The organism is Vibrio genomosp. F10 str. ZF-129 (assembly GCF_000287055.2).
Taxonomy (GTDB): Bacteria; Pseudomonadota; Gammaproteobacteria; order Enterobacterales; family Vibrionaceae; genus Vibrio.
This window is the reverse complement of the sequence record NZ_AJYQ02000114.1, coordinates 32,390-42,805: the sequence shown is the minus strand read 5'-3', so window position 1 is coordinate 42,805 and position 10,416 is coordinate 32,390. Positions and strand designations below refer to the sequence as shown.

10 protein-coding genes are annotated in these 10,416 nt (G+C 40.2%); 2 read left to right on the top strand and 8 right to left on the bottom strand.

The genetic code is table 11. The annotated features are described in order from the left end of the window. The first annotated feature begins 173 nt into the window (after positions 1-173). Both A1QO_RS14660 and A1QO_RS14655 read left to right on the top strand, forming a co-directional pair. On the top strand, positions 174-956 hold the full coding sequence (locus tag A1QO_RS14660) for a siderophore-interacting protein (protein WP_017037095.1): 783 nt from the start codon (positions 174-176) through the stop codon (positions 954-956). A gap of 388 nt (positions 957-1,344) precedes the next feature. Beyond that, a complete protein-coding gene (locus A1QO_RS14655) occupies positions 1,345-2,088 on the top strand; it encodes a class I SAM-dependent DNA methyltransferase (RefSeq protein WP_017037096.1) in 744 nt (247 codons plus the stop codon). A 490-nt stretch (positions 2,089-2,578) separates the two neighbouring features. Here A1QO_RS14655 and A1QO_RS14650 read toward each other — a convergent pair whose 3' ends face one another. The 8 genes from A1QO_RS14650 to A1QO_RS14615 form a co-directional block, all read right to left on the bottom strand. Continuing rightward, the gene (locus tag A1QO_RS14650) at positions 2,579-4,429 is read right to left on the bottom strand and encodes a metallophosphoesterase (protein ID WP_017040495.1); all 1,851 of its coding nucleotides are present in this window, start codon (positions 4,427-4,429) and stop codon (positions 2,579-2,581) included. Between the two features lie 57 nt (positions 4,430-4,486). Further along, entirely contained in the window at positions 4,487-4,858 is a 372-nt protein-coding gene (locus A1QO_RS14645) for a DUF4236 domain-containing protein (protein ID WP_017034450.1), read from the bottom strand. Positions 4,859-4,873: 15 nt separating this feature from the next. Beyond that, positions 4,874-5,185, bottom strand: a complete 312-nt coding sequence (locus A1QO_RS14640; protein ID WP_017037099.1) for a hypothetical protein — start codon at positions 5,183-5,185, stop codon at positions 4,874-4,876. A 100-nt stretch (positions 5,186-5,285) separates the two neighbouring features. Next, entirely contained in the window at positions 5,286-6,578 is a 1,293-nt protein-coding gene (locus A1QO_RS14635; protein WP_017040497.1) for an McrC family protein, read from the bottom strand. Positions 6,579-6,581: 3 nt separating this feature from the next. Then, the gene (locus A1QO_RS14630; protein ID WP_017040498.1) at positions 6,582-8,681 is read right to left on the bottom strand and encodes an McrB family protein; all 2,100 of its coding nucleotides are present in this window, start codon (positions 8,679-8,681) and stop codon (positions 6,582-6,584) included. An 84-nt stretch (positions 8,682-8,765) separates the two neighbouring features. Next, on the bottom strand, positions 8,766-9,104 hold the full coding sequence (locus tag A1QO_RS14625) for a DUF805 domain-containing protein (RefSeq protein ID WP_017040499.1): 339 nt from the start codon (positions 9,102-9,104) through the stop codon (positions 8,766-8,768). A gap of 226 nt (positions 9,105-9,330) precedes the next feature. After that, the gene (locus A1QO_RS14620) at positions 9,331-9,681 is read right to left on the bottom strand and encodes a hypothetical protein (RefSeq protein WP_017034445.1); all 351 of its coding nucleotides are present in this window, start codon (positions 9,679-9,681) and stop codon (positions 9,331-9,333) included. A 72-nt stretch (positions 9,682-9,753) separates the two neighbouring features. Next, positions 9,754-10,167, bottom strand: coding sequence for a hypothetical protein (locus A1QO_RS14615; protein ID WP_017037103.1), 414 nt, complete (start codon positions 10,165-10,167; stop codon positions 9,754-9,756). Between the last annotated feature and the right edge of the window lie 249 nt (positions 10,168-10,416).

The following is a 10,416-nucleotide window of genomic DNA, read 5'->3' as shown; positions in this document are numbered from 1 at the left end:
TACCCATCAAGTTGCTGCAAAAATCAGCTCAAAAGATCAACACGCCCTAATATAGGCGAAAGCATTCAAGTCACGTTGCATCTGTGTAAATAAAGGTAAATGATAACCATTAGCATTGATTGCACTGTGATTCAGGACTATGATGTGGAAATCAAAGTCTAAGAGAGCCTTATATGAGCAAGCCTAGCCCTATCACATTAACCGTTACTCAAACCTCAACAATTACACCGAATATGCAGCGTATAACGCTTAGTGGCGAAGGATTAAGTAAGTACCCAACAGAGTGTGCTGGCGGCTACATCAAGCTTTTGTTCTCGCCACTAGGCACGACTGACTTAAGCCAACTGAATGACGGTGAGCGCCCAACCATGCGCACTTACACCATTCGTCAATACAACCCAGTAGAAAAGTGGATTGAAGTTGATTTCGTACGCCACATAACTACAGATCTGCAATGTGGCTTCGCTGCAAGATGGGCGATGAACGCAAGAGTGGGTGACACAGTTTCAGTGGCTGGCCCAGGTTTAATTCAGGGGCTTAACTTAGAGTCAGACTGGTTCTTCTTAGTTGCAGACATGACGTCCCTACCTGCGCTTTCTGCAAAACTGAAAACGCTTCCAGAAACATCAATGGGTCACGCTGTCATTCAGATCAACTCAGCAGCAGACAAGCAACAACTTGAAGCACCCAAAGGCATCAAAGTCACTTGGCTAGTTGAAGAAGATACCTCAGAATCCCTGTCACAAACCGTTCGCAACACAGAATGGTTAAACGGTCAGGTTTCAGTGTGGACTGCATGTGAATTTGAAAGCATGCGCGAGCTAAGACAGTACTTCCGAAACGAGAAGGAAGTAGCCAAAGAGAGCATCTACATCAGCAGTTACTGGAAGCGTGGGGTCACAGAAGATGGTCACAAGGTGTTGAAACAACAGGATGCTCAAGCTTTAGCAAGTTAAGCCTGTTACTACATACATCTTTTTCTAGATAAATAGAAAGCGATCTTAACGACATCACGATCGTTAAGGACGTTTTTCTTGTTTGACGTGTTGTGATAGTTATGTGTGATATTACCGGTAATAGTGTATCCCACTGACTCGCATCGCCCATGTAACAGCCCGCAATAATAAAAACGACGCCGACACCGCGAGCCATGTGTTACTTTTCCTTTAAAAAGTAGATCCCCATCACTACACTTATGTAAATATAAGCAAAAATGCTAGGCATTGGCCGTTTGCTTGGTGCGTTTGCTATATTAATCACGGCTGCAGATAGTCATATCTGCTTCGTAATAGTTAGTATACAATGCGCCACCCAAAATATTTCAGCTCATGCCACCAGGATAACATGTCCGACAACGCCCTATATACCGACCTTTCAGGCTATTACGATTTAATGTGTGCAGACATCAACTACCAAGCTCAAAGCAACTGCATTCGCAGGCTACACCAACTTTTTGGTAACGATGGCAACACACACCTTGATTTGGCCTGTGGAACTGGTCCACATGTCCGTCATTTTATTGATTTCGGCTATCAAAGTAGTGGTCTTGATATTAATCAACCGATGCTTGATATAGCAACAGTTCGCTGTCCTGAGGCGCAATTTTCTTTGCAAGACATGAGTGCATTTAATGTAGTTGAACCACTGGATTTAATTACCTGTTTCTTATATTCCATCCACTACAGCGATGGGATTGGAAAATTAAGAGAATGCATCACAAGCGTACATCGCTCGTTAAAGTCTGGTGGGATTTTCTGCTTTAACGTGGTGGACAAAAACAAAATCGACAATAACTCATTTGTAAAGCACTCAGCGAAACAAGAAAACAATGTATTCACGTTCCGATCTGGCTGGAATTACTGCGGTCATGGTGATAAGCAGTCGCTAAAGCTCAGTATTGAAAAAGCAACCACTGAAGAAACCCAAATATGGAATGATGAGCATTCAATGGTTGCTTTCAGTTTTGATGAGTTGATAAAAATTCTTGAACCTTACTTCGAAGTCCATATCTTCGAGCATGATTATGAGAAAATAGTACCTTGGGATGAGGTCTCTGGAAACGCTATTTTAGCCTGTGTGAAGATTTAAACCCTGGTTTGTATCATTCAATGATTAGCGCACCTTGCATGATACAGCCACAAAACGTAAATTAGTCAGTGAGCAGTGCCTACTCCCTACACTGAACCATTGTACCAGAGCCACTTAAGCCAATTCACACCGAAAATGCCAAACGTCGGGAACCATTCTTGAACAATTTGTTAGACGTTTACTTGTGCTTACTATTTACTCAAGAGATAGCTGTTACTAGAGATATAGCTATTTCCCGCCTACTAAATAACGCCATTTAAGCACATTTTTCACCGAATTATGGTCGCATTTTTTGGCAGCTAAATTCGAACTAAAAAAGACAAGAAATTGTAGATTCGACAAATTTTCTGAGTTTTGATGTTGCATTAATGCTGCATTTCCAACCTTTAATTTAGAGCAGAAAACGCTCTAAATTTGAAAATGCAGCACTATGACGAACGAAGTATACACTCAAATAATCAGTATCACTTGTTCAAAACTGAGATTCACCTTAAAACAAAAAGTCATCTTCTTTCTCTTTCATACTGCTCCACTCAGCGATTAACTTGTATGCGACTTTAGCGCAGCGGTAATCAGCATCGTCTCTTTCAAGACCAATGACATTCTGTTCAGTAAGTTTTAGGTATGCAGCCGTTAACTCGATATCACCCGCCTGTGCAAATCGAGTGACACTTTCTTCATAGCCGCTGTACTCATCAGATAAATCTTTATCAAAATAATCTGGTTCATGAACTCCAATTGGATCCCACTCTTCTAACAGTACCTTAGATACATACGTTTCAAATTCACTGTTCTGAATGCGTTTAGGCAAGCTATTGACCTTATCATTCAGCATATTCATGATTCCTCGGCTAACTAAGTTGCTTGGAGCTGGTTCACCAACAAAGCAGAAGTCTGTATTTTCTTGAATATTTTCAGAGAAGTCACTCCACGTAGGAAGGCCAACCAATGGGTATCCGTTCTTAGCGGCATTGAAATCTACACAAACGACTTTGTCACTTAAAGTCTGAGGAAACTGTGTTGGCTCTAATGTGTAGTGACCGATAACAACAGGTACTAGTGGAGCCTGATTATACTTCATAGAATCATTTGCTAGCGCAACTGCCGGTATGCACTCTCTCTGCGCTTTCGATACGACGGCAAGATCTTGATAATTACCTACTGAGTAGGAATTCTTCCACCAAGCTACACGAACCTGGTTACGTTCAATACCATTCTTATCTAAAAATGAACTTCCCTCTGGTAGCGTTACTTCTGGCCCTTTTAACAAAACTTCAATAAGTTGGTATAACTCATGTTCACGATTGAACGCATCAGACCAATGCTCTTCTTTTAACGAATTATCAACGTTTAGATAAGGGCGCAATCGCTGAATAGATTCACTATGCCAGCAAGCATGAATAGTCGCCATATCACCAAAGTTTAAGAACAATGGTAACGTTTTAAACCACTCAATCCATTTCTCATGTTCAGCGCTGTCTTCACCAACTTGTTTAATAAACAGTTGGTGTTGTTTGATGTTGCCAGTCTTAGTGCGGTCACGACAATAGCTACCATCGTCCTTTTGTAAAGCCCATCCAATCGCATTGAACTCATGATTACCAAGAAGGCAAAACGCTTTCTTTTCATCCACCCACTTTTTTACTTTATTAAGAAGTGAACGATGGTCAGCATCACTCTCTAACGAGTTATCAATGAGATCACCTACAAACACCAGCTTCGCAGACTCATCATCCCAACCGTAATGAGAGAGCAATTCATCGAGCTTATTGACTTGCCCGTGGACATCCCCAATAAACAACAATTCGTCTATTTCATTCCTATGGCGAAATTCTAAACCTTCTTCTATTTGGCGGCAGCGATCTTTAATTGTTGGCAACATACTCAATTTCCAGCATTCTAAATTAAACCCGCCGCCGGACATGCCACCATGATTAAAAGCCTCTACATGAATATCATGTTCCACATCACCATTAGTGAGAAGAGTCTCTACAAACTCGTCTAACCAACTTAGCTCCATAATTTTGTTGTTACGGCAACCACCATCAAAATTATATAAGCCATGTAATGCTTCTAGTTTCCCTGTATATCCATATACTCCTATCACGTATTCATTAAGTGAATTGATACGCCTATCTTCAAACTCTGACCTCAAAGAAGCCACTACATGCTTCTTAGTAAAGTTATGTACCCAAGTAAAAAGACCGTCGCTCGTTAGATTTATCTCTACCTCACTTATCTCTTCCTTTAATAGCTGCCATAAGGCCGAATTGCCACGTAATCCATACTGCTTTAGATCTGTAAATATTAGGTCGATGTGTTTTGGTTCAATTAGTGCCATTGTTGGTGCTTCCGAATCGAGTTTACAAGGGACGGTTCTTATAGGTTTAGGTGGAGGCTATAAAGATGAGTGCTCGTTAGTTTCCAATTGAGCCTCTAATCTAGCGATTCTCTGGATTGCTTGTAAGTGCAAAGCTTCTAATTCTCGCCGGTTATACTTATGAGTACCAAAAGGACGAGCATCACATTTAGCCGATTGCTTATCAGTTAGTCCTTTGCTTGAGCGTGAGGTTTTACCGTTAGAAAGTGAAGTTGTTTTTCGATAGCTAAGCCCTTGAACAGGCGTATTGATGTTCTTTGTAATTTGACCTCTGCTATTCAATGTTGCCGTTGCTAACCCTTTTTTACCTAAGGTACACGACACTCCTCGTTTTGAAATGTTGAAGCGCAGCCATCTGCCACCAAACGAGCGAAAAAAACGAAATGACATATATCTCTTCTCTTTTTAGTTATCTACTGATTTTTGAAGCTTGTTTCGGCAATACTGCTGACTTGAGATTAGGCCTTCTACTTCACCCACACCCACACAACCCATGTACGGTTCTACGCCCATAGACTTACGGCGAAGATTCACTTCCTTTTGGTATTCTTCACTCATCGGGTTAATACCTTTTTCGCGTTGCTTAATTTCTACATTACTGTCGTAGTGAAAGTCATACTCTTCAGGGAATAGCTGTACATGAAGCTGATTAATTGGATCAATAGTCTCTTCATAACGCTTGAGAATAGCTTTGTTGGCACTCTTTTTATTACTCATCGCTTACTCCTAGGAAAATAATCAAATTTATAGAACACTTAGATCCAAATGGTATCCTAGCTACAGCTTTGTAATGATTTCATAAGCTTAAGAATTCTAATCAACAAGGGGACAATGACTCAGGCCAGATAACCCTGCATTTTCCATATACATCAATTTTAAATGGCACAACCCACAACTTTAACGACTCACTAAAGTCAAAGCTATGCTCAACCGGTTTTTCAAACTCATCATGAGCTGGGTAAATGAGGATTAAATCGCCCCCCTCTTTTGGTAGGTATTTATGACCATATGCAAACATCTGGTAAAAATCAGACTGAGATAACCCATAATTGTGTGCGTTCACATCGACCAACTTCCACTTGGTATCAAGCACGATTTGAACTTTGTCCGGCTTAGTGAAAATGAGATCTGGCTTTAACATGAACTGGGAGCGCTTGTTGTGTGAAACTAGGTACTCAGATCTTGCTTGCGTTGATAATTCAAACCCATCTGGAAGTGAATCACGAAGCACAGAGGCGACGTAACTCTCAAACACCGCTTCCATAGGAAAAAGCAGTGACAACGCCTCCGAATCACCTTTCATACTTAATGGAGAAAGACCATCTAGAATGATCTTGGACCATGCTAAAGGAGCTTGATAATAGCTCATACCCCGGTCCACTTTAATACGCATAAAATCCTGCTTTATTGAGGTACTAAAAGGAACATCTGCAAAAGTAAACTCTAGCTCTCTCAATAAACGTTGATTTTGCGACGCTAAGGTTAGAGAGCTGAGTTTTCGGAGGGCTGTTCGAATAAGCCGATTCGCGGGCCGGTCTTGTAAAAACTCATCATACTCAACATAAAACTTGTGCTTATTGACAACGTTATGACGTAATTGCTTAGAGACTAACAACTTACCCTTCTGGTACGCTAGGTTATCTTGAACTGATACATAGTCACTTTTTAATCCACGTTTAACGAGATCATTAACGGCACCTAAAAACTGAGCAATAAATACGTCAAGGAGAGGCATTTTTCGAGACTGAACACTCGAGTTCGACGACTCCAAAAATCGGAAATCGGCCAAGCGCTTTAACATTGTTAACAGCATATCTCGAGACTCGTCAACGCCCTTTACGATGCAGTCTGATCGCTTGCCTACCTTTGGTAAAACCTCAATTTGTTCTCCTGTTGGTGTATGTAATACACCAACATAGTTATTCACCTGTAAAACTTTCATTCCATGTCGAACACGAAGCTGTAAAAGCTGAGCTATCTCTCTTTCTTTGGGGCCAAGGCAAAGCTGTTCCAAATACTCGAAGCTCTCTGGGGAAATAAGGGTAAAACCATAAACCTTCCCTTCTGCTTCACTACACAAACAGCCATATTCAAATACAGTTGCATGCATGAGTTACATTTCACCTGAATCAGTAGAACTAGGCTCTTCATCGTTTTTTTCTAAAGTCTCTGAAACTAAAGAGTCTCCTTCATATACGCCGATATAGCTATTAGGCTGACTCCATACCGTTTCACCTGGTTTAGCAAGTAAATAGCGTTCTTGCGTTTGTCCATACTGATCTAGTTGGTGATTCTGACCAAACAAGTCATTTAAATCCGAATTCTTCAATTCAATTTTCTTCACAAACTGTAATTGTGGATGTGACTGTTTTTGGTTGTCGGCCAACACTAAACGAATTTTCTCCCAATCTTCAAAAAAGTACTCTTCTAGTAGTGGGATAATCTTGTTTTTAAATACTAATTCTAGGGCTTCAAATGCCTGCTCTTCGCCCTGCTCTTCAAGTGTTTTCTTTACTGGCATAAAGAAAGCATGCCCAAGCATGTGCTCACGATCGTAAAGTATTTCGATACGCTGGTTTAAAACAATCAAAAGTCGCTCTAGATTGATGCCTTTCACATCGCAGCCTTCAAGTAACTCCGGTTTTGGCATCATTTCAACAAAATCAAAACGACGGCGTAATGCTGTGTCCATCATCGCTAACGAACGGTCAGCTGTGTTCATAGTACCGATAATGTCAACGTTGGCAGGTACACTAAATTCTTTTCCGCTATAAGTCAGCTTAATAGACATTGCATTGTCACAGCCTGAGCGCTTATCAAGCTCAATTAGTGAAATAAGTTCACCAAAGATTTTAGAGATATTTCCTCGATTAATTTCATCAATAAAAATTGCATATCGGTGGTTAGGGTCTTTTTCGGCACGTTGGCATAGCTTAAGGAATACCCCAGGAGAAACAGAATAACTAATGTTACCGTTCTCATCTGTCTCAGCCTTTATCCCCTCAATAAACTCTTCATAACCATAACTCTGATGGAACGTTGTCATGCTATAACGTCTATTCAACGGCTCGTCGTGAGGAGTATCGCTGATATATGTTTTTTCTATCTGTTGTAAATGATAAGTTTTACCCGTTCCAGGTGGCCCATAAAGAATTTGATTCATTGGCAATAAAAGCTCATTTGCTATGCTATCCATGCGTTCAACCTCTCCGCTTTCTGTTTTCAAAGATAGTTCCTCTTGCCCATAATCAGATGGCCAATAACCAAGTCGTTCAGTTGGATTATCCTCTGAGAACTCAGACATCATTTGCTCTAAGTCTTCCATCAACGCTAGTGTGAGATTTTCTCTTCGCTCACCAATAGCAATTTTAATATTTCTCTTTGAGAAGTTGATAATGGCGAAAGAGGCAGTCGCTTTGTCTTGAATCGGCTTCTCTTGACGGCCAATTTTAAGTTGATCACTCTTTGCTGTTGGGTAGATATCAAGTGACAACTCGTTAGCAAGTTCAGTTAACTTATGAAGGAGCTCAAGCTTCTCATTGTTCATTCCTTCAAGAATATCCAATGTTAAATGCTCTTTTAATTGCTCAATAATTTCATTTTTCGGCGGTTGATTTGAATACCACACATGATAGCTATAACTTGCAGCATCAACGTTGTCAGGCTTTTTGGACATTAATTCGCGATTTGCTTGAGCTACCGTAACTGTTGAGCTTCTACATGCCCGCTGGAAAACTGCTTCCTTAAAGATAGCAAGCACACTAGGTGCACTTTGGTCTTGATATAAAAACGCTGTCTTCCATTTGATCGTATTAGGTAGCGGTGACTGCTGTATAACATCGAGGTCGCCAGACTTTACAGCTACTATTACCTCAATTAGCTGAGATTTAATACGCTGAAACACCTCCTCTTCACTATTCCCAAGGTTCTTTTTCCAGCTATATTCCTCTCCATGGATGATATGACTGCGCTCACCTTTTGGTTCGTTTTTTCGGCGATAAATACCGAATTTACTAGAGTCTCCACCTTTAATTGAGCCCAAGTTTGTTGTGCCAAATTCAATCCAATAACTAAACGAATTATTGCCCCCTGGGTTGCTATATTCCTCAAGGGTCATTGTTTTCACTCGTTCAAATGGCCAAGCTTCTAAGAATTCATTCCATGTTGCTTGGCTAGCTTTTAGTTCTTCAATATCAATTTCAGTATTTGGCATATATAACTTTCTTTTCTAATTCGTTGTTCGTTGTATTTAAAGAAGTCTCAACTCTAGATTTCTAACACATATTTCGATTAGTGTTTAGATATCACTCACTAATGTCTTTGAGTGAGACGGAACACACATCAAAATCAGAGTACCAACAACACCTGTAAAGCTATTTAAAGCAATAACAATAACAAAAATCACTACGCCCATGCCCGTGTTCTCAGTGATATCTCTAGATCGTTTCCACATAGCCATAATGCTAAGAACGGTTACAGCAATACCCACTGGAAGCCATAGAAGCAAGATACCCTCATTAACAATAACGAGTGATATAAACGCGACAGCAAGTAATATTAGGCTAAACAAGGTAAACAGGTTGTAGGTTGTACGGGTGATCGTTGAATCTTTCCAAATCGATTTAATGGTGTTCATATTGAATCTCTTTTGTAAAATTTTTGAGCTATGAAAATGACTCTAATTAACTGCTTTTTTATATGCTCTAGCAGTTTCACTAAAATAAAAGTCTAGTTCGTCATTATGTGCACATTTGTCATGGTAGATCATGTAGGCTAGCTACATATCATAACCTCTGCCTTGTACAAAGAACCCACAAACTACTGCAAAAATCATCTCGAAAGATCAACAGGGCCTAGTGACGTTACTTCTTAGCTGGTGCGAACAATAGGTACAAACCAAACAGAACATTAAAAAGCATGACCATGCCATTTAGTGCTTCGTGTCCATACCACAAGGCGTAGAATGTTATAGATGATACAATCGCCCCAAATAGCATGGTAGAAACGTTACGTTCCCCGTTAATAGAATTACATCTCCATAGGACATTCAAACCAGAGAAAGCACTCATCGCAGCACCCATAACAACGATAGATAATACTTGTCCCTGCATTTCATTCATTATGTAAAGCGAGCCAAAAGCTACTATAAATCCATCTACAAAACGTAGGCCAAGGTGGGCAAGACGATTAATTTTAAGGTCTAATATTTTCATTATGTTTTTCTCTTACTTAATTTCACATTGAATGTGACAGGCTTGTTAAAACAGTGAGTTTAAATTATCTGATTATTTACAGTTGGCGATGGTAAAGCTGTATTGCCCAAGAAACTCTCCTTGAACTGTTGAGTATGTGTACTTGGTAGCCATACCAAAAGTCAGTCCTTTTAGCACATCCGGGTTAGTGCAAGCATTCTTTAGATCAATTGCGTACATCTCAGGGACAAAGGTCTTGATTTGTTCAATAGTGTTACCGTAATAGTCCTTATCAATAACCATCTTATAGTGAATGGTATTGCTGGCCATAAATACTGCCCCTACAGTTGTTATCTCATCAATCTTCATACCGTTAAGTGATGACAATTGTAGTGTTACTTCACGTGCGACATCCGCTTGCTCTCTGGGCGTTAAATTGTCCCAATCTGATGCAAAGGCAGTAATAGATGTAAAGGAAATTAGCCCAGCTATTAACAGCTTTTTCATATTAGTTCTCTTTAATAATCAAGAGTGTCCGTACTCATTGTTCAAGAGCTCCTAACTCTTATTGGTTATCTAACCCCGAATTAATACTTTATTTCCTACATCCCTGTTCAATTAGCATCCCCTATAACTCCATAGGCAGAATTTATTACTAGAGCCCGTTTGGATTATCTAGCGCTGGACAATTAGACTCTCACCCACGCAGGTAGATACACACCTTGAATGAATAGGAACCAAGCAATCCGCTCAGGG

Excerpts from the sequence above, each read along its gene's own strand:
- A1QO_RS14640 (WP_017037099.1), bottom strand. The coding sequence starts at position 5,185 with ATGAGTAATAAAAAGAGTGCCAACAAAGCTATTCTCAAGCGTTATGAA.
- A1QO_RS14650 (WP_017040495.1), bottom strand. The coding sequence starts at position 4,429 with ATGGCACTAATTGAACCAAAACACATCGACCTAATATTTACAGATCTA.
- A1QO_RS14660 (WP_017037095.1), top strand. The coding sequence starts at position 174 with ATGAGCAAGCCTAGCCCTATCACATTAACCGTTACTCAAACCTCAACA.
- A1QO_RS14635 (WP_017040497.1), bottom strand. The coding sequence starts at position 6,578 with ATGCATGCAACTGTATTTGAATATGGCTGTTTGTGTAGTGAAGCAGAA.
- A1QO_RS14615 (WP_017037103.1), bottom strand. The coding sequence starts at position 10,167 with ATGAAAAAGCTGTTAATAGCTGGGCTAATTTCCTTTACATCTATTACT.
- A1QO_RS14620 (WP_017034445.1), bottom strand. The coding sequence starts at position 9,681 with ATGAAAATATTAGACCTTAAAATTAATCGTCTTGCCCACCTTGGCCTA.
- A1QO_RS14655 (WP_017037096.1), top strand. The coding sequence starts at position 1,345 with ATGTCCGACAACGCCCTATATACCGACCTTTCAGGCTATTACGATTTA.
- A1QO_RS14645 (WP_017034450.1), bottom strand. The coding sequence starts at position 4,858 with ATGTCATTTCGTTTTTTTCGCTCGTTTGGTGGCAGATGGCTGCGCTTC.
- A1QO_RS14625 (WP_017040499.1), bottom strand. The coding sequence starts at position 9,104 with ATGAACACCATTAAATCGATTTGGAAAGATTCAACGATCACCCGTACA.
- A1QO_RS14630 (WP_017040498.1), bottom strand. The coding sequence starts at position 8,681 with ATGCCAAATACTGAAATTGATATTGAAGAACTAAAAGCTAGCCAAGCA.